Below are 22,694 nucleotides of genomic sequence, written 5' to 3' on the forward strand. Positions count from 1 at the left end.
ACAGGACACTTCGATGGCCACGCTCCCTGTCCGCCTCGATCGCGACCGGCCGGAGCCGCTGCCGGCCCAGCTCGCGGGCGCGATCCGCGCGCTCGTGGTGGCCGGCACGCTCACCCGCGGCGACCGCCTGCCCTCCAGCCGGGCGCTGGCTGCCGACCTGGGCGTGTCCCGCTCGGTGGCCGAGCAGGCCTACGACCAGCTCCGCGCCGAGGCGTGGCTCGAGGCCCGGCACGGGTCCGGCACGTTCGTCGCCTCCGGCGGCCCGCTGCCCGCCGTCGTGACGCCGCTCCGGCGGGCGACCCCGCCGCCGGCGCTCGTGCAACTCGACGCGGGAACACCCTGGATCGACCCCCGGCACCTCGCGGGCTGGCGCCGCGCCTGGCGCGAGGTCTCCGCGGCGACCCCGCCGCGCGGCTACGACGACCCGCGCGGCCTCCCCGAGCTGCGCTCGGCCCTTGCCGAGCGTCTCGCCCGGACGCGCGGGCTCACGGTCGACCCGGACGAGCTGTTCGTCACCGCGGGCACGACCGACGGCCTGCGCCACCTCCTCCCGGCCCTGCCGCCCGGCCCCGTCGCCCTGGAGGACCCCGGCTACCGGGCCGCGGTGGAGACCGTCCAGACCGCGGGCCGCAAGGTGGCCGACCTCCCGGCGACGGCACCCGTCACGACGTTGCAGGGCTGCGCCGCCGCCTACGTGACCCCCGCGCACCAGCACCCGCTCGGCCGGGTCATGCCGGCAGGCGACCGGCTCGCCCTGCTCGGGGCCGCGCGGGCGGCCGACGCCGTCGTCGTGGAGGACGACTACGACTCCGAGTTCCGGTACGACGTCGCCCCCGTTCCCGCGCTCGCCGCGCTCGACAGGTCCCGCGTGGCCTACCTCGGCACCGCCGCCAAGTCGGTCTCCCCCAGCCTCCGCGTCGGGTGGCTCGTGGCGCCGCCGTCGCTGCGGGAGGACATCGAGCGTCGCCGGGCCGTGACGCACGACGCGCCCTCCTGGCCGGCGCAGCGGGCCCTGCTGGCGCTGCTGCGCGACGGCTGGCTCGACAAGGTGGTGCGGACCGCCCGCCGCGTCTACGCGGAACGGGCCCCGCGGGTGGCGCGGGCGCTCGCGCCCCACGGTGTCCCCGCGGGGCCCCAGGCGGGCATGTACTCCACCTGGCTGCTTCCCCAGGCCGACGCGCTGGCGGCCCGCGCGGCGGCGCGGGCCGCCGGCTTCGACGTCAACCTGCTGACCGACTACTGCCGGTCGGCAACGCTCACCGGGCTGGTCGTCGGCTTCGGCGGCGTGACCGACGACCAGCTCGACCGCGCGCTGGCCGCGATCACGCGCGGCCTGACCGAGGGCCGCTAGACCAGCGAGTCCCGCCAGGCCGCGTGGAGCGCGGCGTAGCGGCCCTCCCCCGCGATCAGCTCGGCCGGCGTGCCGTCCTCGACGATGCGGCCGTGCTCCAGGACCAGCACGCGGTCCGCGATCGCGACGGTGGACAGGCGGTGGGCGATGATGATCGCCGTCCGGTCCGCGAGCAGGGTCTGCAGCCCGTGCTGCACGAGGCGCTCGCCCGGCATGTCGAGCGACGACGTGGCCTCGTCGAGCACGAGCACAGCCGGGTCGGCGAGGAAGGCGCGCGCGAACGACAGGAGCTGACGCTGCCCCGCCGAGACGCGGCCACCGCGCTTGTTCACGTCGGTGTCGTAGCCCTCGGGCATCGCCATGACGAACTCGTGGGCGCCGACGGCCCGGGCCGCCGCCTCGACCTGGTCCTGCGTGGCACCCGGCCGGCCGAGCGCGATGTTCTCGCGCACGGTCCCGCTGAACAGGTACGCCTCCTGCGTCACCATGACCACGGCCCGTCGCAGGTCGCGCGACGCGAGGTCGCGCACGTCCACGCCGTCGAGCCGGACGGCGCCCTCGGTAGGGTCGTAGAAGCGCGTGACGAGCTTCGCGATGGTCGACTTGCCCGCCCCCGTGGTGCCGACGAGCGCCAGGGTCTGCCCGGCAGGGATCGTCAGGTCGAGGTCGGGCAGCACGACCGGGCCGTCGCCGTACTGGAACCGCACGTGGTCCAGGCCGAGCCCGCCGCGCGCGGCGGGCAGCGGGACCGGCTGCTTCGGCTCGACGACGGTCGGCTCCTCGGCCAGCAGGCCCGACACCTTCTCCAGCGCGGCCGCGGCCGACTGGAACGCGTTGTAGAACATGCCGAGCTGCTGGATCGGGAAGAAGAACCGCTTCACGTACAGCAGGGCCGCGACGAGCACGCCCACCTCCATCGACCCGCCCAGGACGCGCCACCCGCCGACGGCCAGCGCCGCGACCACCGTCATGTTGCCGATCAGGACGAGGCCCGGCTGGTAGCGGCCGTTCACGCCGAAGATACGGAGGTTCGCCTCGCGGTACTCGTCGCCGAGCGCCTCGTAGGCGGCCTCGGTGGTGGACTCCCGGCGGAACGCCTGGACGGCGCGCATGCCGGTCATGGTCTCGACGAACTTGACGATGAGACGGGCCGACGCCGTGCGCTGCTCGCGGTAGTACACCCGGGACCGCGCCTGGAACCACCGGGTCAGGAACCACGCGGGGACGAACGCCGCCGCCAGGACGAGGCCGGAGCGCCAGTCGAGCAGGGTGAGGCCGACGAACGTGAAGGCCATGACGAGCAGGGACGACACGACGCCGGTGAGGCCGCCGTCGAGCAGCTCGCGCAGGGCCTCGAGGTCGGACGTCTGGCGGGAGATGATCCGCCCGGACGTGTACGACTCGTGGAACTCGAGGGACAGGCGCTGGGTCTGGCGGAAGACCCGGCGGCGCAGCTCGAGCATGACGGCCTGCGCGATGCGGGCGGCGGAGCGGCGGTAGGCGCCGATGGTGAGCCCGGCGACGACGGCCGCGACGAGGTAGCCGGCGCCGATCGCGACGAGCATCCCGGGGTTGCCGTCGCGCAGGGCGGGCAGTGCGTCGTCGATGGCCAGGGCGACGAGCCAGGGCCCGGCGACCTGCCCGGCGGTCGAGGCGACCACGAGGGCGCCGGACCAGGTCAGGCCCTTGCCGTGGGGGCGCAGGAGGTTGCCGAGGAGCGACAGCGACCGGGACCGTACGGCGCGGCTGGTGGCCTTGTCGAGGCGGGTCTCGTCGTCCGAGGCGGCGTCGGTCGGGCGGCGGGTCTCGGGTGCGGCGGTCACGGGCGGGCCTCCTCGGGCTCGGTCAGCTCGGCGGTGACGTCCTCGACGTCGTCGAGGTCGCCGTCGTGCGGGTGCGCGGCGTAGTCCTCCTCGAGGCTGGAGATGATGTGCCGGTAGTGGGGGTCGGTGGCCAGCAGCTCGGAGTGGGTGCCCACTGCGGTGATGCGGCCGTCGCGGAGCACGGCCACCCGGTCGGCGAGCGCCACGGTCGAGGGCCGGTGCGCGATGACGAGGCTGGTGGTGGTGCGCAGTACGTCGCGCAGCCGCTCGGTCACGGCCTCCTCGGTGGCGACGTCGAGCGCGGAGAGCGGGTCGTCGAGCACGAGGACGCGCGGGCGGGCGGCGACGGCGCGGGCCAGGGCGAGCCGTTGGCGCTGGCCGCCCGACAGGGACAGGCCCTCCTCGCCGATGCGCGTCTCGACGCCCTGCGGCAGCTCGGCGGCGAAGCGCGCCTGGGCGACCTCGAGGGCCTCGTGCAGGCGGGCCTCCCGCTCGTCGGCGGCCAGCTCGTCGGGGACGCCGAGCAGGACGTTCTCGCGCACGGAGGCGGAGAACAGGGTGGGGTCCTCGAACGCGACGGCGATCGCGGCACGTACCTGGGCGCGGGTCCGGTGGCGCACGTCGACGCCGTCGAGGAGCACCTCGCCGTCGGTCACGTCGAACAGGCGGGGCACGAGCATCGCGAGCGTCGACTTGCCCGAGCCCGTGAGGCCGACGAGCGCCGTCGTGGTCCCGGCGGGCAGCACGAGATGGACGTGCTCCAGCACGGGCCGCTCGGCGTCCTCGTACCGGAACGTCACGTCGCGGAGCTCGACGGTGCCTGCCGTGGCGGGGTCGGCCGTGGCGGGGTCGGCCGTGGCGGGGGCCGGTGCGGAGTCGGCCGGTGCCGGGGCCGCGTCGTCCTGGGCCGGGTCCGTGAGCGGGTTGCGGGCGTCCATCACCTCGAAGTACCGGTCGACGGCGGTGCGGGCGTTGAGCGTCATCGACAGCGTCATGCCGAGGTCGACGACGGGGCCGTTGATGACGGCGGTCGTGGCGAAGAACATGACGAGGTCGCCGACCGTGACCTGGCCGTCGGCGGCGAGGAGCGTGCCGAGCACGACGCAGACCGCGATGGTGACCTCGGGGATGAGCGTGAGGCTCGTCATCAGCCCGGCGTCCACGGAGGCCTTTCGCATCTCGGTGCGCCGCAGCTCGTCGGCCTGGCCGGTGAAGGTCTCCAGCGCGTCGCGGCCCCGGCCGAACGCCTTGAGCACCCGGATGCCGTGGACGGACTCCTCGACGGTGGTGGCGAGGTCGCCCGACTGGTCCTGCGACAGGCGCGAGATCAGCCGGTACTTCCGGGAGAACCGGAACACGATGACGACGACGGGGATCGCACCGGCGAGGTACACGAGGCCGAGCCAGCCGGCGGAGGCGACGAGGATGCCGACGCCCACCACCACCGTGGTGATGCTGACCACGAGCTGGAGCACTCCGAAGATGAGCCACCGGCGCAGGAGGCCCAGGTCGCCCATGATGCGGGACAGGAGCTGCCCGCCGGGCCACCGGTCGTGGAACGCGATCGGGAGGTCCTGGAGGTGACGGAAGAGCGCCATGCGCATCTCCGCCTCGACCCGCGTGCCCGGGAACATGACGAGCGTGCGGCGCAGGAGGATCAGGCCGGCCTCGCCGAGCCCGAGGACGAGCACCAGCCCGACCGCGATGGCCAGGCCGCGCCAGTCGCGCTCGAGGGCTCCCGCGGCGAGCGGACCGTTGACCGCCCACTTGAGCGCCTGCGGGATCATGAGCGCCGCGAGGCTCGCGCCCAGGGCGGAGAGCAGGCCGCCGACCAGCCGCGGCAGGGCCGGGCGGACGAACGGGTACAGGCGGCGGACCGAGCCGAACGTCGACAGGTCTGCGGGCGGCGTCGATACGTTTCGAGGATCGTCGGGCAGGGCAGGCGCTGGGGAGGGTGGTGTGGTTGGCATCACCCTCATTATTACTCCAGGTCGTTACTTAGCGTAAGCACTTATCTGCCGGGCGGCCTCGCCTCGCAGCGCCGCCGACACCGCCTCGCCCCGCGCCCTGCCGAGGAACACGAGCTGGGCATCCTTGGGGCCGTGGGCCGACTCGAAGGTGACGCGCTCCCCCAGCTCGAAGCCCAGCTCGGCCACGCGCGCCACGGCCTTCTCGTTGCGGGCGTCGGGCTCCGCCACGAGCCGGTCGGTGCCCGGCCCGGCGAGGAGGAACTCGATGATCGACGGTCCCAGCACCGACCACGTCGCAGGCCGGCCGGGGCCGTGCGCACCAGGACCGTGCGCACCAGGACCGTGCGCACCGAGGAAGAAGTGGAAGCCCAGGTCACCGGGCTGGACGTCGTAGGCCGACGCGACCGGGTCGTCCTCGGGGTGGTACGCCTGCAGCAGCACCACCGGTTCGCCGTCCCAGCGGACGAGGTACGCGTCGTGGGTCGGCAGCGACTCGACGAACTCGTACGTCTCGCGCAGCTCCTCGCGCGTGAGGTCCCCCAGCCCCCAGAACACGGCCCTCGGCTTCGTCACCCAGTCGTGCAGCACGTCCAGGTCGCCGTCCGGGTCCAGGAGGTGCGCCGTCACGGTGCCCGCGGCGCCGAAGTCCCCGCGCCACACCTCCTCGCCGCGGTCACCCTTCAGCAGCCGTCCCTCGCGCCCGCTCATACCAACGTCTCCGTCCGAGTCACAACATCGTTGCGGGCCCGAGCCCAATCGCCCTCCCGGACCCCAGCCCTCTCGTCCATCCGGACCCCAGCCCTCTCGTCCATCCGGACCCCAGCCCTCTCGTCCATCCGGACGGGGCGCAGCCGCGCCCGGTCCGTGGTCACGCGCACGGTCCCGGCCCGCGCCCACGTCTCGTGCTGGTCGGCGAAGTGCGGCGAACGAGGGTCGCCGCTCGCCCCGAAGGGCACGCCCCACCGGCTGCGTTCCCGGTCGGCCAGGTCCCAGACCCAGCGGGCGACCGACCCGCGCCAGGTCAGGTTCGTCGTGCCGGGCACGGTTGCGGTGCAGCGCACCGTGTCGGTGTCGCCGGACAGGGGCAGGGACGGGAGGGCCTGCAGGTCGGCGGCCAGGCCGGCCTCGGCGAGCGCGTGCAGCGGCAGCAGCCGATGGCGGTCGCCCCACGTCGGCTCCTCGTGCCCGACGTCGGACGCCTCGCCCGGGTGCACCACCTCGGCGGCAGCCTCTGCCCATGCGGCCCTCGCCTCCGCGCGGGCGTCGACCGGGCCGGACGCCAGCAGCTGCGCCAGCCCGTCGCCGACCCGTGCCGTCACGGCGAACCACGGCGCGAGCACGCCGGCGAACGCCACGGGCTCGGCGTGCAGCGGAGCGAGCGCCGGGTGGGCGGCGAGCCGACGCACGAGCGCGTGCCGCCACCGGGCGAACAGGGCGGCCTCGGGCGAGGCGGCGTCCATGTGCGCGCCGGCGTCGGCCCAGGCCAGGAGCCGGTCGAGGAGCCGCGCGGTCGCCGGGCCTTCGACGTCGTCGGTGCTGGCGGCGGTCGCCGGGCCTTCGACGTCGTCGGCGTCACGCAGGTAATCGAGCAGCGCGGCCGCCCCGGGGTGGCTCGTGTCGCCGTGGACCGGCTCGAAGCCCTCGGCCGACCAGCCCGGCCGCGGCGAACCCGGGCCGACCAGGACGCTGGTCGCGGTATCCGGGGCAGTTCCGCAACCCAGGTCCTGGTCGGCGGCCGGCAGCCCCGGGCCCGCTGCCAGGAGCCCGGCGATCCGGTCGGCCCGGTGCTCGCAGTACGCCCACCCGAGGTCGTGCCCCGGGCGGGCGGGGCGCTCGTTCGCGTCGACCGCGACGCCGTACACCGGCTCGGGAGCGGGCAGCACCGCCCACGGGCGGGGCCGAGCGGCGTCGGTCCATGCCGGCACGGGCAGCAGGCGCTCGCGCTGCTGCCGCTGCGGCACCCGGCCGGCGGAGAGCCGCAGCACTGTGCCGCCCGCGTCGGCAGTGAGCACCCGGTTGACCGGGTCGACCCAGCCGGCGAACGCCTCGGCGACGTCATCCGCGGTGCGGGCGCGCAGGAGCGAGCGCCACGACGCGACGCCGAGGTCGGCGTCCGCCCGGGCAGCCGTCCGGACGCTGAACACGGGCGTCCCGAGCGCACCGCTGCGGGCGAGTGCGTCGTCGTGCAGGCCGGCCACCACCGGCCCGCGGGACGTCTCCACCCAGGCGACCTCGACGGCCTCGCTCCCCCGGACCGGGACGATCTCGATGCCGGTGACGACCGGCTCCCACCCGTCCGGGCCGTAGGCCCGCAGCTCGCCGCCGACCTCCGCCAGCCGCTCCTCGAAGACGTCGACGTGGTGCGCGAGCGCGTTCGTGATCCCCCACGCCACCGACCCCGCATGCCCGAAGTGCCCCACCCCCGGCACGCCGGGGAAGGCGAGGCCCAGGACGTCGTGGTCGTCGCACGCGAGGCGCACCTGCTGGTACACGCCCGGCAGCTCCATCAGCCGGTGCGGGTCGCCCGCGAGCAGCGGCGCACCCGACGCGGTGCGGGAGCCGTGCAGCGCCCACGCGTTCGAGCCCGAGGACGGGCCGCCGTCGGTGGCGAACAGGCCGACGTGCTCGGGCCCGAGGGTGCGGGCGACATGGTCGCGCCACAGCACGTTCGGGAACCCGCTGAACAGGACGTGCGCGACGAGGAACACCCCGAGCGGGGCCCAGTCGGGCCACGGCTCGTGCGCGGGCATCGCACCGGGCAGCCCCGCCTCGAGGGCGGCGAGCTCAGGGGCGTCGCGCCCGCCGCCCGCACCCGGAGGTCCGGCCAGACCGGCGTTCACGCCCGCCGTGTACGCGGCAAGCCACTCCCGCTCGGCCGGTCCGAGCGCGGCGTGGACGCGCCGCGCCGTGTCGGCGAGCCGGACGCGCACCGCGAACCGGTCCCACTCCAGGCCGCCCGGGCCGAACCGGGCGGCGAGGCGGCCCGCGGCCCGCCACCGGTCCACCTCGATCTGCCAGCCGCGGTCGAGCGCGGTGACGTACCCCTGCCCGTAGGCGAGGGCGAGCTCGTCCGCGGCGCGCACGTGCGGCACGCCCAGGTCGTCGCGGAACAGCTCGAAGTCGGGCGCGCTCATCCCCGCGCCACCGGGTTGGGCATCGTGCCGGCGTAGATGAGCGACGCCGACTGGTCGGCGAGGTTCACCATCTGCAGCGTGTTGCGCAGCTGGAGGCGGTTGAGGCACGAGTGGTCGAACCGCGCCGCGCGCAGGTCCACGCCCGACTCCAGCCCGGGGTGCTCGGCTCGGTGCCGGTCGATCGTCTCGGCGACGAGCGCCCAGAACCGGCCCTCCCGCAGCACCCCGTCCGTGGTGAGGATGCCCGCGAGGTGGCGCAGGACGCCGTCGAACACGTCCGTGAAGACCGCGAGCGCCTTCTCCGTGTCGGGGGCGACGGCCCGGACGCGCTCGATGTCGGCGGGCAGGGGCCCCGTGCCGAGGACGGCGATCTCCTCGCCGATGTCCTTCATCAGGGCGCGCCGTACGACGCCGTCACGCAGGACGAGGATGAGGTTCTCGCCGTGCGGCATGAACGCGAGGTCGTGGGCGAGCAGGCAGTGCACGAGCGGGTAGAGGTACGCGTCGAGGTAGGCGCGCAGCCACTCCTCGGGCGCGATGCCGGAGGCCCGCACGAGGCCCGTCGCGAAGGCCTCGCCGGAGGCGTCGCGGTGCAGCAGGGACGCCATGGTGACGACCCGCTCGCCGGGCGCCAGGCGCGGCAGGGGCGACTCCCGCCAGAGGGCGGCGAGCATCTTGCGGTACGGGTTGGGCTGCGGGGTGCGGTGGTAGACGTCGCCCGTGTAGCCGACCGACACGATCTCGCGCAGCACGCCGAAGCCGGCCGCCTGGAGGGTGGCGTCGCGGGTGACGAGGTCGGCGACCCAGTCGTTGATCGCGGGCGTGGGCCGCATGTACGCGGGCGACAGGCCGCGCAGGAAGCCCATGTTCTGGATCGCGGTGGCGACCTTCACGTAGTGCCGCGCCGGGCGGGTGCGGTTGAACAGCGTCCGGATCGACTGCTGCGGCTGGTACTCGTCGGCGCCGGGGCCGAGGGGCACGAGGTTGCCGCGTGCGACGTCGGCCGCGAACGTGATCGGCACCCGGTGCTCCCACTGCCACGGGTGGACCGGCAGGTACAGGTAGTCCGCGGGGTCGAGGCCGCGCGAGGTGAGCCGGTCGGCGAAGGCGGCCCGCTCGGCGGACGACAGCTCGGCACCGTAGTGGCCCTCCTCCGTCTGGCCGGCGCCGAGCGCGAGGTGGGCGTGCTCGCGCCGGGCGGCGAGCCACATCAGGCGCAGGCGCTCGCCGCGCTCGGGGGCGTACGCACGGTAGTCGCTCAGCGAGAAGCCGATGCGGCCGTTGTTCGCGACGAAGCCCGGGTGGCCCTCGGTCATGGCCGCCTCGGCGGCCTGGAAGGCGGTGGCCGGGTCGGTGCCGCCGGCGAGCGCCTCGCTCGTGATGGCCCCGCTCGTGAAGGCACTGACGAGCTGCGCCGTGGACGGCGACTCGCCTGCCAGCTCACGGTCGAGCTTGGCGGCGGTGCCGGCCAGGGTGGAGGACAGCTCCTCGAGGTACACGGGCAGGAGATCGTCGGGCACGCCCAGGAGGGGCTGCAGCTCGGCGACGAGCTCGAGAGCGTCGACGGGGAGGCGCTCGGTGCCCGCCGGCCCCGCACCCGGTGCCGCGCGCACGAGGGAGGCCTCGTCGATCACCCAGTGCTCCAGCGCGTACCGGCGGGCGGCGAAGCGGTACTCGACACGAGCCCGGCCGAGGTGCCCGGTCTCGATGCCGAGCACGTAGTCGACGGGCGCTTCGTGCACCGCGCACCCGTCTGCGGACGTGCCGTCGGCGCGCTCGGGCAGGAAGAGCCGTTCGTGCGTGAACTCGGCGATCGCCTTGGCGACCAGGTGCCGGTGGGCGCGGTCGGCGAGGTCGGGGCGCAGGTGCCCGGCAAGGTCGGGCTCGGCGCCCCAGCCGGTCCCGAGCGGCGAGGCCGCGAAGTCCTCGCGCGTGCAGACCGACAGCGCGGCACGCTTGCCCGGGAGCGGGACCTCCCGCAGCACCCGGAAGCCGGCGGCCGCGTTCTTCGCCGCGACACGCTCGTTGCGGACGTCCGGCTCGACGACGACGCGCAGGGCGCCGCGCCCGCCGTCGGACCGCGCGCCGAGGCAGAACCGCAGCACGGCCGTGAAGACGGCGTCGGTGAGCCCGGGCAGGTGGCCGCCCCGCGGCGGCGCGACGAGGACGTGCATGCCGAGGTCGCCGGGTAGCGCATCGTGGACGCCGGTGAGCAGGACGCGGGCCGGGTCGTACGTCTCCGCGAAGAAGACCGGCTCGCCGTCGCGGCGGCCGAGCCACGCGTCCTGGTGCGGGTCGGCGACGACGCCGGCGACGTAGTCGCGCACCTCCCCGACCGACAGGGAGCCCATCTGCCAGAACGCCGACGCCGGGTCGGCGAGCCAGCCCTGGAGCAGGGCGGCGTCCCGGTCCGCGTCGAAGGGCTCGATCGAGACAGGGCCCACCCGCGTCGGCGTCGTGAACGGCGGGGCGACGGCGGGGGCGCTCACTCGGCCACCTCCGCGAGGACGGCCGACTGCGCGAGGTGACCTCCGCCGCCCTCACCCCACGACGTTTCCTTGCTTCGCTGCGGAATACTTCGCGGGGACCCCGGTGCGGCTCCGCCGCCCTCACCCCACGACGTTTCCTTGCTTCGCTGCGGAATACTTCGCGGGGACCCCGGTGCGGCTCCGCCGTCGGGCAGCCCGAACTGCTGGAAGGCGACGCGACGCTCGATCGGGTAGGGCTCGCGGCCCGTGACCGACGCGAGGATGACGGAGTTGCGCCACGCGCCGAAGCCCAGGTCGGGCGCCGTGACGCCGTGCGTGTGCTCCTCGGCGTTGACCACGTGGAGGCGGCGGCCGCGGTCGACGGTGTAGTCGCGCGCGACGACGAAGCGGCCGCCGTCGTCGAGGTCGAGCAGGTCGGCGACCGGGTCCAGGAATGCCGGCACGGACGAGCCGTAGCCCGTCGCGACGACGAGCGCGTTCGTCCGGTGCTCCACCTCGGCCTCGCCGCCGGCCTCGGCGAGCTGGGCGTGCCGGAGCCTCAGGACGTACCCGCCCTCGGGGTCCCGGCGGGCCGCGACCACCTCCGTGTCGGTGAGCAGCGTCGTGGGCACCTGCCGGCCGAGGGCGGACTTGCGGTAGAGGGTCTCGTAGATGTCGTCGACGAGGTCGCCGCTGATGCCCTTGTAGAGGTTGCGCTGCTCCCTGCCGAGGCGGTCCCGCAGGACCTGCGGCAGGGCGTGGTAGTGGTCCGTGTACTCCGGCGACGTCATCTCGAGCGTCAGCTTCGTGTACTCCATCGGGAAGAACCGCGGCGAGCGCGTCACCCAGTCGACGCGGTAGCCGTCGTCGATCCCCTCGAGGAGGTCCCGGTACACCTCGGCCGCGCTCTGGCCGCTGCCCACCACGGTGACCGCCCCGCTCGCGACGAGCGCGTCGCGGTGCGGGAGGTAGTCGGAGGTGTGCACGACCGGGCCGGTGCCCGCGCCGTCCCCGGGGCCGAGCAGGCCCGCCAGGGCCTGCGGGACCCGCGGCGTCGTGCCGACGCCGAGCACGACGTGCTTGGCACAGTATTTCTCGACGCCGTCCGCGGTGACCGCTGTGACGGCCCAGACGTCGCCGTCCGGCGTCGTCTCGCGTGTCACCGACGTGACGCGGCGGCCCCAGCGCAGGGTGCCGAGGCGGTCGGCCACCCAGCGGCAGTACTGGTCGTACTCGGAGCGCAGCGGGAAGAACGACTCGCGGATGTAGAACGGGTACAGCCGGCCGGTCGCCTTGAGGAAGGCCAGGAACGAGAAGGGCGAGGTCGGGTCGGCCATCGTGACGAGGTCCGCGAGGAACGGCACCTGGATCGTGGCGCCCTCGAGCATCATGCCGGGGTGCCAGCTGAAGCCGTCGGCCTGGTCGAGGAACACGGCGTCGACGTCCGGCAAGGGGTCGGACAGGGCGGCGAGCCCGAGGTTGAACGGCCCGATCCCGATACCGACGAGGTCGTAGGTGGTGGTCATGAGATCTCGGCGCTCCGGGTCAGTCGGGGGTGGACCGTGCGGCACGGCGGGGTGTCGTCGTCGAGCAGCTCCTCGCCCGCGAGCAGGCCGCGAGCCGCGGAGCGCACCAGGTCGAGCACGGCGCGCACGTCGTCCCGGGTGGTGTCGGGGTTGAGCAGCGTGAGCTTGAGGCAGGGGCGGCCGTCGATCACCGTCTTGGCGACGAGGGTGCGGCCGGAGTCGAACAGGACGCGACGCACCTGCGGCACGAGCGCGTCCGCGTGCTCGGGCGCCAGCCCCTGCGGGGCGAACCGGAACAGGACCGTGCTGAGGTCGGTCTGGCCGATCAGCTCGAGGTCGGGGTCCCCGACCAGCTCGGCATGCACCTCGTCGGCGAGGTCGCAGACGGCGTCGACGAGCGCGCCGATGCCGTCCGCGCCGAGGGCGCGCAGCGTGGTCCAGAGCTTGAGCGCGTCGAAGCGGCGCGTGGTCTGCAGCGACTTGTCGACCTGGTTGGGCTCGGCGTTCTCCAGCGGGTTCAGGTAGTCGGCGTGCCAGGCGACGGCCCCGAGGTCGGCGCGGTCGCGCACCACGAGGGCGCTGGAGGAGACCGGCTGGAAGAACGCCTTGTGGTAGTCGACCGTGACCGAGCGGGCGCGCTCGATGCCGTCCAGGAGATGGCGGCGGGCGTTGCTCACGAGCAGTCCGCACCCGTAGGCGGCGTCGACGTGCAGCCACGTGCCGGTGGCGTCGCACAGGTCCGCGATCGGCGCCAGCGGGTCGATGCGGCCCCGGTCCGTGGTGCCGGCGGTCGCGACGACCGCCATCACGCGGTCCCCGGTGCGTTCGACGTCGACCAGGGCGGCGGCCAGCGCCTCCGGGTCGAGTCGGCCGGTGAGGTCCGTGCTCACCGTGAAGACGGCATCCTCCGGCAGCCCGAGCAGCAGCGCCGACTTGGCGACGCTGAAGTGGCTCGCGTCCGACGCGAGGATGCGCAGGTGCGCCTGCGCCAGGACGCGGTCCATGCCACTGAGGCCCGCGAGGGCGCGCTGCCGGGCGAGGAACAGGGCCTGGAAGTTGGACTGCGTGCCGCCGGAGGTGAAGACGCCGTCGGCGGTCTCCGGGAAGCCGATGCGGCCCGCCGTCCACTCGATCAGCCGCTGCTCCATGAGGGTCGCGACCGTCGACTGGTCGTAGGTGTCGACCGACGTGTTGATCGCCGCGAGCATCGCCTCCGCGCCCACCGCCGGCACCGTGACCGGGCAGTTCAGGTGCGCGACGTACGCGGGGTCGTGGAACCAGATCGCGTGCGTCGCGTACAGGTCCGCGGCCTCCTCCAGGGCTACGCGGGTGCCCGCGCCCGGCGCGTCCAGGTCGACGGCGTCGACCAGCGCCTCGAGCTCGCCGCGGCTCGCGCCCGAGAAGGGCTGGGTCACCGCGGCCAGGCGCGCCGCGACGTCGTCGACCACGGCGTGGACCGTGCGGGCGTAGTGCTCGGCCGTGGCGCCGCGCAGAAGCGCGGTCGGGTCGTGCGGCACACGGCTCGCGGCGGCGTCGATCGCCGAGGGCAGGAGTGACGGCATGCGGGCAGGCTCCTCAGGGCACAGGAAAGAGACCGGCAGCCGGGCCACCGGGGCATAACTTAGGTATGCCTCGCCTAACCTAATGGAGGAACGAGGTCCGTCAAGCGGGGATCCACCGCCGGGTGGCGAACGAATACGAGACGCGCGTCACACGGGCCTTCGCAGGGGCGCCGGACATCGGTACCTTTCCGTCATGACCTCCGACGCGAGAGCCGGGACTCAGGCAGAGCCGGACGAGAGCAAGGAGACCGCGGCCGACGACGGCGTCCCTGCCGCGGCCAAGACTCCCGTGGCCGGGACGCCCGCCGCTTCCATGGGCGACTACAACCTCGACCGACTCGAGCGGCTGCGCGCCCTGCTGACGGCGCCGATCCGGATCCCCGAGTCGGCCACGGCCGCCGCGGCGGAACCAGCCGCCGACGGGGACGACGACTACGCCGCGCCGGTGGTCGAGGAGGCGCCGGTCACCGGTGCTGTACCGGTCGCGCCCGGCACGGGTGCGGCTCGGGTTGCGCCCGCTGATGCCTCCGCTACCTCCGCAAAGCCGGCGGAGCGCTCGGCCGAACGCCCGGCGACCGGTGCGACGCCGAGGGTGTCGGGCTCGCGGAACCGCCGCACGTGGTCGGACGCGTTCCTGGAGCGACCGGTGCGGGCGCTGACCGCCGAGGAGCTGCGCGACGAGCTGGCCGCTCGCCTGGACGCCGCCGAGGCGGCAACCGCCGACGTGCGTACCGAGGCCCTGGCCGACGTCGGCGCGCTGCGCGACCAGGTGGAGGTGAACGAGACCCTCGTCGCCGAGCTGAGCGACCTCCTGGACTCCGCCCGCGTGGACGCCGAGACGGCCCGGGCCGACGCCGAGCGTTCCCGCTCGCTCGCGCTGGCCGCGGGCCGCTCGGCGACGCGCTCGACAGTGCTCGCCGTCGTTGCGCTGCTGATATCTCTGGCCGGGGCCGCCGCAGGCGCCCTGCTCCCCCTCTGACGCCGGCCCCGGGCGTCAGAACCCGGGGTCGTCCAGATCGAGGCCGGCGCGCAGCACCATCCGCGCGGGCCGCGCCTCGGCGACCTTCCAGTGCGCGCCCTCAGGGCCCACGACCAGCCGCAGCCGCCCGGGCCGCACGACGTCCGCCCGGAGCTCGTAGACCACCGCCGCCAGAGGCGGCGCCCCGGCCGCGGCCAACAGCGTGGTGAACGCCTCCTCGACCGCCGAGCGCTCGTCCTGTGCCGCCTGGGTCTCCTCGTTCGCCTGCATCCCCACGCACCCCCTCAGCGAGTAGTACACATGTTCTACCCTACCCCTGCCCCACCGAACCCACCACCCCAGATCGCCTGGCAGACGCCAGGGTGCGACCCATGACGCGCGGTGCTCGCGCCCGTCTCGCGGTCCTCGCGTCTGCCTCGGCGAGCCGAACCCGGTACGGTCCTCACCCATGGTCACTTCGACTCCCCCCGAGGACCCCGCCGACGCCGCGACCGAGATCTTCTCGTCGGCGGGCCCACGCCACGCGACCCCGCGGAAGCGGACGTGGGCGAAACCCCTGACGGACCTGCGTGCGAGCGTCCAGGCCCAGCTCGGCCGCCTCGACGTGCCGGGCTCCATCGACGACGCGTTCGCGGGCTCGCCGGACGTCGGACCCGCCGCGCCCGACACGCGCGGCTGGTCCGCCGAGGATGTCGCCTCGCTCGCCTCCAGCGCGCTCTCCCTCGCCGACACCGCCGCGTCCGAGGCGTGCGCCGCCCGGGCGGAGGCTGGAGCGGCCGCGATGGCCGCGGAGGCCGCGCGCATGGAGACGATGACGGCCCGGTCCGAGATGTCGGCCGCGTACGGTGCGGCGGCCGCCGCCCAGGCCGAGGCGGCGGCCGCACGCGCCGAGGTGGACGCACTGCACGCGGAGCTCGACACGCTGCACGCCACGACGGCGCGCAACGCGACGATCGCGTGGTCGGCGGCGGGCGGCGCGGCACTGCTCGCGGTGGTCTCGCTGGTGATCGCGCTGATCTGAGCCCGACGGCGGCGCAGCCGCGTCCGCCCGTGCCCAGGGACGCGTCTCAGAACCGGGCTGGTCGTGACTCGAGCCAGGCAGTCAGCTCCCTGGCGATGATGGCGGGGTCCGCGGCGGTGATCGTGTCCTGCTGGCCGCTGCGGGGGTCATTGCGTGCGACCTCATAGTCACCGGACGCACCGGCCCGCAGGGACACCGAGACGAACCACTCCGCGTCCTCGTCGACGGGGTACACGACGAAGAAGCTGTTGTCGCTCGTGTTCAGCGCGCCGACCAGCCTGATCAGGTCGTCGTGGTCAGGATCTTCGACACGGTCGCCGCCCTCGGCCCTGGCGTAGTAGTCCACGCCTCCCAGGATGCCAGCGCTCGGGCCGCCGGCCATGGCCAGGACGAACCTGGCTCGTCCCAGCGGCACGGTCCGGCACCGATGAGTCCCGCCGCGCCGACCGGTCCACCCCGGCATGGAACGGATGCTCCCTGTGCGCGGCGCGGTCCTCTGCGTCGAGACGTTCGGCGAACCCGAGGACCCCGCGATCCTCCTCATCAGCGGGATCACCGCCCCGATGGACGGGTGGGACGACGACCTGTGCGCCGCGCTCGCCGACGGCGGCCGGTACGTGATCCGCTACGACCACCGCGACACCGGCCGGTCCACGACGGACCCGCCGGGGCACCCGTCATATACGGGCCGCGACCTGGCCCTCGACCCGCTCGGCGTCCTCGACGCCCTCGGCATCGCCCGCGCGCACCTCGTCGGGATCTCGATGGGCGGGGGCATCGCGCAGAGCCTCGCGATCGACCACCCGGACCGCGTCGCGAGCCTGACCCTGGTCGCGACCAGCCCGGTCACGAGCACGGGACGCGACCTGCCGATCGGTCCGGCCATGCGTGCCGCATTCGCCGACCCGCCACCCGCCCCGGACTGGTCCGACCCGGAGGTGGTCGTCCGGCACCTCGCCGACGGCGAGCGCGTCTACGCCGGACCAGGCTTCGACGCGGAGCGTGGGCTGACGATCGCGCGCCGCATCGTCGCGCGGTCGGTGAACCCGGCCGCGGCGGCCAACCACTGGCTCGTGTCCGGCGGGGACCCGGGAGGCACCCTGGCCGACGTCGTCGCCCCGACGCTCGTGCTGCACGGCGCCGCCGACCCGTTCTTCCCGCTCGAGCACGGCCAGGCGCTCGCCGCCGCGGTGCCCGGCGCGCGTCTGGTGGTCCTCGAAGGCACGGGCCATCAGGTCCCGCCCCGCTCCACCTGGGACGTGGTGGTCCCGGAGATCTTGCGGCACACCGCCCTCAGCTGAGGCTGCCCGGCGCCGGCCGCGGCCCCGAACCTGTATCGGCGTGCGCGAAGCGCCGGGCCGTGCCGTCGAGGAGGTCCTGGACGTGGGCGCGGAAGCGCGGGCAGGTCGCGACGTCGTGCGACCGGCAGCTCAGCGCGTGCAGCGCCATCGCGCGGGAGTGCGCCATGTCGTCCATGCGCCGGTCGAGGTCGGCCACGTGGTCGACGAGGACGCGGTGCCGGTCCGCGGCTCCGGCGTCGAGCATGACCTTCACCTGGTCGAGGGTCATGCCCGCGGCCTTGCTGCGCAGCACGACGCCGACCCGCACGAGGTCGGCGGCGTCGTAGCGGCGCCGACCCGCGCCGTCGCGTCCGGGCCGGAGCAGGCCGACGTCCTCCCAGTAGCGCAGCACGTGCGTCTCGAGGCCGAACCGCTCGGCCACCTCGCCCACCGACCATGTCCCGGAAGACCCGCTTGACTTCATGTCAACATGAAGTCACATCCTCGTGACGACCGCAAACGGCCACCAGAGGAGACACCCATGGCACCCACCACCCCCTACGACGCCGTCGTGCTCGGCGGCGGGCCCGCCGGCCTGCAGGCAGCCCTGACCCTGGGCCGGATGCACCGGTCCGTCCTCCTGCTCGACTCGGGGGCGTACCGCAACGCCCCCGCCGGCCATCTGCACAATTTCGTCACCCGGGACGGCACGCCGCCTGCCGCGTTCCGCGCCGCGGCGCGCGCCGAGCTCGCCGCGTACACGACGGTCACCGTCCGCGACGCGACCGTGACCTCGGTCTCCCGGTCCGACGGCGACCGTGCCGCCTTCCGCGTCGACGTCGACGGTGCCGGGCCGGTGCACGCCCGGGCCGTCGTCCTGGCGACGGGCGTGCGCGACACGCTGCCCGGGCATCGCGGCCTGCCCGCCCTCTTCGGCAGCGTCGCGGCCCACTGCCCCTACTGCCACGGGCACGAGTTCGCCGGCACGCACGTCGCGGTGCTCGGGTACGGCCCGCACGTCGCGCGGGTGGCGCTGCTCGTGGAGCGGATCGCCACGCGGCTGACGGTCCTGGCCGACGGCGCCGAGCTCGACCCGGACACCCGCGCCACGCTGGACCGCGCCGGCGTCGCAGTGCGTCCCGAACCCGTCACCGGCTTCTGCCGCAGCGCGACGGGCGCCACGGTGTCGTTCGCCGACGGCCCTGCAGAGGAGGTGGGCGGCGTGTTCGTCGCCACCACCATCGCCCAGGCGGCGCCGTTCGCGGAGCAGCTCGGCCTGACGATGCTGCCGTCGGGCTGCGTGGAGGTCGACCCCCTGGGCCGCACGAGCGTGCCGGGCGTCTACGCCGCCGGGGACATGGCGCACGTCGCGAGCCTGCCGATGCCGCTCGCCGCCGTGCTGACGGCCGCAGCGTCGGGCCTGGTCGCGGCCACGTCCGCCGACGGCGACCTGCTGGCCGCCGACCACGGGCCGACCCGGCACTGACGAGCTGTGGCTCGAACCCGACCGCGCACGGGCGTGTCCTGCCACGGCCCGGCGTGCGGGGCTGCGACGATCCGCACGAGGACCCGGGGACCCCCGGGCCACGACCGTCGCGGCGCCCGCGCCGCAGGAGGAGCTACCCGATGATCGTCGTCGGCCTGGTGCTCGCGGGCGTCGCCGCGCTCGTGCACGTCTACATCTTCGTGCTGGAGTCGCTCGCCTGGACCAGCCCGCGGGCGCGCGCCACCTTCGGCACCTCCCGGGAGCTCGCCACTGCCACCAAGGACCTCGCCTTCAACCAGGGGTTCTACAACCTGTTCCTCGCCATCGAGGCGGTCGCGGGCATCGTGGTGCTCGCGCTGGGCGCGACCGCCGTCGGCGCGACGCTCGTCTTCGTCGGAACCGGGTCGATGGTCGCGGCCGGGCTCGTGCTGCTGGTGTCGTCCCCCTCGAAGGCGCGGGCGGCGATCGTGCAGCTCACCCCGCCCCTCCTGGCGATCATCGCGCTGGCGGCCGGGCTCGTCACGGCGTGAGGTCCGGAGGCTCCCGCACCGGCCGGACGCCGGGCGAGCGAGCCGGGACCGTGCCTACGGTGGCATTGCCGGGGCCCGTCCGTCGGCCCCGGCGGAAGGAGGCGGTCATGGCCGATCGACACGACGGTGATCTGCCGCACCGCGACGAGACGCTGCCGGAGCCGGAGGACCGCCCGCTCGTCGACGATCCCGCGCTCGACGAGAAGCTCCGGCACCTGCGGAAGGAAGGGCTGCGCCCGGAGGACGCGACCGTACCCGGCGAGTATCCGGTGGACGACCCGGACCGCACGGGCGAAGACCGGTTCGACGCGGGGTGAGCTTCCTCGTCAGCGAAACATCGCGACGCCCGCGACCAGCGCGAGCGTCGCGATGACGTGTCAGGCGCGGTCGGCGGCCGAGCCGATGCCCGGGCCGCCCGTCCCGGTGGCACGGGCCACGGGGAACGACTCGACCGAGTCGGGCTCGCCGTCACCGTCGAGGTCCACGGAGATGGTCTGCACGCCACCGGCGGTCTCGACGACGACGTCGGGCACCCCGTCACCGTCCGTGTCGTAGAACTCCGCGTCGGCGACGCCGTCGCCGTCGTAGTCCTCGAGCCGCGCGTCCACCACGCCGTCCCCGTCCGCGTCGACGAGCTCGACGTCGGCCCGGCCGTCACCGTCCAGGTCGAACCTGCCGGGTGCCGGGGCGCCTGCGGTGTCGGTCACGTGCTCGGTCATCTGTTGCTCCTCCAGGTCGTTGCACCAACCCTACGCCGCGCGGCACGGTGATCCGGCAGGCAGCATGGGCATCGGCGAGGGGGGCGGGATGAGGCGTCTGGTGGTCACCCTTCTGATGTGCGTGAGCGTCGCGGCCGGTTGTAGCGCTGACGGCTCCGGCTCCCCGCCCGACGTGACGACGACCGGACCGGCCAGCACGTCGCCGGCAGACGGAGCCACCACCGGACTGGTCGGGTCCTGGCATCGCGCGCAGAGCTGCGCCGAGATGCTCGCTGCGTTCGAGGCGGCGGGGCTCGCCGGTTCGCACCGCGGCTGGCTGCAGGGGAACTTCTACGGCGGTGAAGCCGGACCGGCGGCCGGCGACCCGTGCGAGGGAGCTGCCGGACCGCTGGAGCACGACCACTTCTTCACCGACGGCGGCGAGTTCGGCTCGCACGACGAGATCGGCGAGGAGGTCGACGGCGGCGACTTCGAGGTCGTCGACGACGACACCGTGAGCTTCCCCTCCCACGCGACGGAGTTCGGCTACGACGGCGAGCTGGTCGTGGACTACTCGATCGCCGACGATGTCGTCATGTTCGACGTCACGCTTCCCGAAGGGTGCGCCGACGAGTGCGCGGACGCGTACGCCTGGGCTCTCTCCGCGTTCGCGTCGGGTCCGTGGGACCGCGGCGACGTTCCGTAGCACCCAGACCTCCCCCGGTGGCTGTCGCCGCGACCGCCACGCCGAGCCCGGCAAGTCCGAGCGGCGTGAGCCCCTCGCCGAGGACGACCCAGCCCAGGGCGGCGGCGACCAGGGGTGATACCGGCGCGAGGTACGCCAGGGTCGCAGGTCCCAGCCGACAGGCACCGTACGTCCACGCGAGGTACGCCGCCCCGGTCCCGATCAGCCCGAGCCACGCGTAACCGACCGCGCCGCGGACCGAGATCGCGGGCGGCGCACCCTCCGCGACGAGCGCGACCGGCAGGAGGAGCAGGCCGGGTAGGTCGACCCCCGGGCGACGGGGGCTGCGGCCGCGGCGAGGACCGGACGGAGCGGGAGGCCATCCCTACTCGGCGGGCGGGTGCGGCGGGACGGTCGCGGGGGCGAGCTCCCGCTGCAGGATCGCGACGTCGTGCCAGCGGCCGAGCTTGTAGCCGATCCGCCGGTGCACGCCGACCTCCTCGAACCCGAACCGCCCGTGCAGGGCGAGGCTCGCGTCGTTCGGGAGCGCGATCCGCGCGACGGCGACGTGATAGCCGAGCCCCGTCAGGTCCTCCAGCAGCGCCCCGTAGAGCGCGCGCCCGGCGCCGGTGCGTCGCCGGCCCTCCTCCAGGTAGACGCTGACCTCGCACGCCCACCGGTAGGCCGGGCGCGTCGCGAAGGGCCCGGCGTACGCGTACCCGACCACGCGGCCGTCGACCTCGGCGACCAGCCAGGCGTGCGCCGCGGCGATGCGCTGGGCCATCTCGTCGGCGGCGGGCACGTCGACCTCGAAGGTGATCGGCGTGTCCCGTACGTACGGGTCATAGATCGCCGCGCAGACGGCGGCGTCGTCCGGTCCGGCAGGCCGGATGGTGAGCGGGGGGACGGGGCGTGGGTCGTCGTGAGCCATGCCACTATCGTAGACACGACTTTCGACTATAGTGACACCGTGACCACGACCGACGCTCTCACCGACTCGCTCGCCAGGACCCTGCGCACCGCCCGAGAGGCGCAGGGGCTCTCCGTGAGCGCCCTTGCCGACGCCTCCGGCGTCTCCCGCGCGATGATCGGCAAGGTGGAGCGCGGCGAGGCGCAGCCGACCGCGGTGCTGCTCGGCCGTCTCTCCGCAGCGCTCGGCCTGACCCTCTCCGAGCTGCTCGCGCGTGCGGAGGGGGGCACCGGGCGCCTCGCCCGGGCCGCCGACCAGCCGGTCTGGCAGGACCCCGAGACGGGCTACACGCGGCGGAACGTCTCCCCCATGACGACGGGCGCGATCCAGCTCGTCGACGTGACCCTCCCGGCGGGCGCCCGCGTGGCGTACCCGGCCGAGGCATACACGTTCGCCCACAGGCAGGTCTGGGTCCTCGAGGGCACGCTCGTGTTCGACGAGGGCGACGTGCGGCACCTGCTCGCCGCCGGCGACTGCCTGGAGCTCGGCGCGCCCGCCCCGTGCACCTTCCGCAACGAGTCCGGCGAGCCCGCGCGGTACGTCGTCGCGGTCGCGCGGCGCCACGGCTGACCCGGCGCCACGGCTGACCCGGCGCCGCGGGCGACCGGCACGCAGGTCAGCCGCCGAAGCCGCCCCACACGGCGCGGGAGCCCGAGTCGCCCGTGAGCACGAGGAGCCACGACGTGCCGACCGCGACGACGACGCTCGCGACCGCGAGCACCCACCAGACAGCCCTGCGGCGCCTGGCGGGGCGGCCCGGCGACCGGTAGCGCGGCTCGCCCCAGCGGAACCACACCCACTGCGCGACGGCGACGACGAACAGGCCGATCACCCACGGCAGGAGCTGCTCGCCGTAGGCCTGGTGGGTCGCGACGGCGGGGATCGGGCCCACGGCCTCGGCGAGCTCGCGTCCCGCCCGCACCGTGACCGGCACGAGCACGAGGACCGCGAGCGCCCCGAGCGGGGTGACGACGCCGAGGCGGCGGCGCGCGGCCGGCCAGACCTGGGCGAGAAGGAGGGCGAGCACCACGAGCGGCGTGAGCACGACGACGGCGTGCACGAGGAGCGGGTGGAGCGGGAGCCCGGCGAGCTGCAGCGTATCGTCCATGTGAAGGACACGATGCCGGGCCGCTTGTGGTTCGGTGTGCCACGCGGTTCGTCCCGAGCCCGCAGATTGAACCGTCGGGGCCGCGGTCTCGTTCACCGGACGA

Annotated in this window: 23 protein-coding genes; 9 read left to right on the forward strand and 14 right to left on the reverse strand. The window is 74.7% G+C overall.

Going from position 1 to position 22,694, the window contains the following annotated elements; all coding sequences use genetic code 11:
- The first annotated feature begins 13 nt into the window (after positions 1-13).
- Positions 14-1,351: a MocR-like pyridoxine biosynthesis transcription factor PdxR gene (pdxR, locus tag L1785_RS07675; protein ID WP_236088626.1), complete on the forward strand. Its 1,338-nt coding sequence runs from the start codon at positions 14-16 to the stop codon at positions 1,349-1,351.
- Here pdxR and L1785_RS07680 read toward each other — a convergent pair.
- The 7 genes from L1785_RS07680 to L1785_RS07710 are packed head-to-tail and all read right to left on the reverse strand — an operon-like array spanning position 1,348 to position 13,834.
- Entirely contained in the window at positions 1,348-3,174 is a 1,827-nt protein-coding gene (locus L1785_RS07680; protein WP_236088627.1) for an ABC transporter ATP-binding protein, read from the reverse strand. The genes pdxR and L1785_RS07680 overlap by 4 nt on opposite strands.
- Positions 3,171-5,144 (reverse strand): ABC transporter ATP-binding protein, encoded by a 1,974-nt coding sequence (locus L1785_RS07685; RefSeq protein ID WP_236088628.1) that lies wholly within the window; start codon positions 5,142-5,144, stop codon positions 3,171-3,173. The genes L1785_RS07680 and L1785_RS07685 overlap by 4 nt, the downstream gene beginning before the upstream one ends.
- Positions 5,145-5,168: 24 nt before the next feature.
- Positions 5,169-5,852: a GNAT family N-acetyltransferase gene (locus L1785_RS07690; RefSeq protein WP_236088629.1), complete on the reverse strand. Its 684-nt coding sequence runs from the start codon at positions 5,850-5,852 to the stop codon at positions 5,169-5,171.
- Positions 5,849-8,278 (reverse strand): penicillin acylase family protein, encoded by a 2,430-nt coding sequence (locus L1785_RS07695; protein WP_236088630.1) that lies wholly within the window; start codon positions 8,276-8,278, stop codon positions 5,849-5,851. The genes L1785_RS07690 and L1785_RS07695 overlap by 4 nt, the downstream gene beginning before the upstream one ends.
- Positions 8,275-10,767: a GNAT family N-acetyltransferase gene (locus tag L1785_RS07700; RefSeq protein ID WP_236088631.1), complete on the reverse strand. Its 2,493-nt coding sequence runs from the start codon at positions 10,765-10,767 to the stop codon at positions 8,275-8,277. Before L1785_RS07700 ends, L1785_RS07695 begins: the two co-directional genes overlap by 4 nt.
- The gene (locus L1785_RS07705) at positions 10,764-12,272 is read right to left on the reverse strand and encodes a lysine N(6)-hydroxylase/L-ornithine N(5)-oxygenase family protein (protein WP_236088632.1); all 1,509 of its coding nucleotides are present in this window, start codon (positions 12,270-12,272) and stop codon (positions 10,764-10,766) included. The genes L1785_RS07700 and L1785_RS07705 overlap by 4 nt, the downstream gene beginning before the upstream one ends.
- Positions 12,269-13,834 carry a pyridoxal phosphate-dependent decarboxylase family protein gene (locus L1785_RS07710; RefSeq protein ID WP_236088633.1) on the reverse strand — a complete coding sequence of 522 codons (1,566 nt, stop codon included), beginning with the start codon at positions 13,832-13,834 and terminating at the stop codon, positions 12,269-12,271. Before L1785_RS07710 ends, L1785_RS07705 begins: the two co-directional genes overlap by 4 nt.
- Positions 13,835-14,027: 193 nt before the next feature.
- On the opposite strand from L1785_RS07710, the gene L1785_RS07715 reads away from it, so the two are divergent.
- Positions 14,028-14,813 (forward strand): hypothetical protein, encoded by a 786-nt coding sequence (locus L1785_RS07715; RefSeq protein WP_236088634.1) that lies wholly within the window; start codon positions 14,028-14,030, stop codon positions 14,811-14,813.
- 15 nt (positions 14,814-14,828) lie between these two features.
- Here L1785_RS07715 and L1785_RS07720 read toward each other — a convergent pair whose 3' ends face one another.
- On the reverse strand, positions 14,829-15,089 hold the full coding sequence (locus tag L1785_RS07720; protein WP_236088635.1) for a hypothetical protein: 261 nt from the start codon (positions 15,087-15,089) through the stop codon (positions 14,829-14,831).
- 172 nt (positions 15,090-15,261) lie between these two features.
- Between L1785_RS07720 and L1785_RS07725 the strand changes: the two genes are divergently transcribed.
- Positions 15,262-15,834, forward strand: coding sequence for a hypothetical protein (locus L1785_RS07725; protein WP_236088636.1), 573 nt, complete (start codon positions 15,262-15,264; stop codon positions 15,832-15,834).
- Between the two features lie 46 nt (positions 15,835-15,880).
- Here L1785_RS07725 and L1785_RS07730 read toward each other — a convergent pair whose 3' ends face one another.
- Positions 15,881-16,249 carry a hypothetical protein gene (locus L1785_RS07730; protein ID WP_236088637.1) on the reverse strand — a complete coding sequence of 123 codons (369 nt, stop codon included), beginning with the start codon at positions 16,247-16,249 and terminating at the stop codon, positions 15,881-15,883.
- A gap of 55 nt (positions 16,250-16,304) precedes the next feature.
- Between L1785_RS07730 and L1785_RS07735 the strand changes: the two genes are divergently transcribed.
- Positions 16,305-17,135: an alpha/beta fold hydrolase gene (locus L1785_RS07735; protein WP_236088638.1), complete on the forward strand. Its 831-nt coding sequence runs from the start codon at positions 16,305-16,307 to the stop codon at positions 17,133-17,135.
- Here the strand turns inward: L1785_RS07735 and L1785_RS07740 are convergent.
- The gene (locus L1785_RS07740; protein WP_236088639.1) at positions 17,128-17,598 is read right to left on the reverse strand and encodes a helix-turn-helix domain-containing protein; all 471 of its coding nucleotides are present in this window, start codon (positions 17,596-17,598) and stop codon (positions 17,128-17,130) included. The genes L1785_RS07735 and L1785_RS07740 overlap by 8 nt on opposite strands.
- A 57-nt stretch (positions 17,599-17,655) precedes the next feature.
- Here L1785_RS07740 and L1785_RS07745 point away from each other — a divergent pair, with 57 nt between their 5' ends.
- From L1785_RS07745 to L1785_RS07755, 3 genes are all read left to right on the forward strand, one after another.
- On the forward strand, positions 17,656-18,600 hold the full coding sequence (locus tag L1785_RS07745) for an NAD(P)/FAD-dependent oxidoreductase (RefSeq protein WP_236088640.1): 945 nt from the start codon (positions 17,656-17,658) through the stop codon (positions 18,598-18,600).
- Positions 18,601-18,740: 140 nt separating this feature from the next.
- Positions 18,741-19,130 (forward strand): DUF1304 domain-containing protein, encoded by a 390-nt coding sequence (locus tag L1785_RS07750; RefSeq protein WP_236088641.1) that lies wholly within the window; start codon positions 18,741-18,743, stop codon positions 19,128-19,130.
- A gap of 107 nt (positions 19,131-19,237) precedes the next feature.
- Entirely contained in the window at positions 19,238-19,447 is a 210-nt protein-coding gene (locus tag L1785_RS07755) for a hypothetical protein (protein ID WP_236088642.1), read from the forward strand.
- A gap of 60 nt (positions 19,448-19,507) precedes the next feature.
- On the opposite strand, the gene L1785_RS07760 is transcribed toward L1785_RS07755, so the two are convergent.
- On the reverse strand, positions 19,508-19,849 hold the full coding sequence (locus L1785_RS07760) for a hypothetical protein (RefSeq protein WP_236088643.1): 342 nt from the start codon (positions 19,847-19,849) through the stop codon (positions 19,508-19,510).
- A 100-nt stretch (positions 19,850-19,949) separates the two neighbouring features.
- Between L1785_RS07760 and L1785_RS07765 the strand changes: the two genes are divergently transcribed.
- The gene (locus L1785_RS07765) at positions 19,950-20,534 is read left to right on the forward strand and encodes a hypothetical protein (RefSeq protein ID WP_236088644.1); all 585 of its coding nucleotides are present in this window, start codon (positions 19,950-19,952) and stop codon (positions 20,532-20,534) included.
- Here L1785_RS07765 and L1785_RS23375 read toward each other — a convergent pair.
- Both L1785_RS23375 and L1785_RS07770 read right to left on the reverse strand, forming a co-directional pair.
- Positions 20,434-20,826 carry an EamA family transporter gene (locus tag L1785_RS23375; RefSeq protein WP_372461844.1) on the reverse strand — a complete coding sequence of 131 codons (393 nt, stop codon included), beginning with the start codon at positions 20,824-20,826 and terminating at the stop codon, positions 20,434-20,436. The genes L1785_RS07765 and L1785_RS23375 overlap by 101 nt on opposite strands.
- A gap of 72 nt (positions 20,827-20,898) precedes the next feature.
- Positions 20,899-21,444 carry a GNAT family N-acetyltransferase gene (locus L1785_RS07770; RefSeq protein ID WP_236088645.1) on the reverse strand — a complete coding sequence of 182 codons (546 nt, stop codon included), beginning with the start codon at positions 21,442-21,444 and terminating at the stop codon, positions 20,899-20,901.
- Between the two features lie 39 nt (positions 21,445-21,483).
- On the opposite strand from L1785_RS07770, the gene L1785_RS07775 reads away from it, so the two are divergent.
- On the forward strand, positions 21,484-22,053 hold the full coding sequence (locus L1785_RS07775; RefSeq protein ID WP_236088646.1) for a helix-turn-helix domain-containing protein: 570 nt from the start codon (positions 21,484-21,486) through the stop codon (positions 22,051-22,053).
- A 46-nt stretch (positions 22,054-22,099) separates the two neighbouring features.
- Here L1785_RS07775 and L1785_RS07780 read toward each other — a convergent pair whose 3' ends face one another.
- On the reverse strand, positions 22,100-22,591 hold the full coding sequence (locus L1785_RS07780) for a DUF2231 domain-containing protein (RefSeq protein ID WP_236088647.1): 492 nt from the start codon (positions 22,589-22,591) through the stop codon (positions 22,100-22,102).
- Positions 22,592-22,694 lie beyond the last annotated feature (103 nt).

The sequence above is a fragment of the Antribacter soli genome (assembly GCF_021568775.1).
GTDB classification, from domain to species: Bacteria; Actinomycetota; Actinomycetes; order Actinomycetales; family Cellulomonadaceae; genus Antribacter; species Antribacter soli.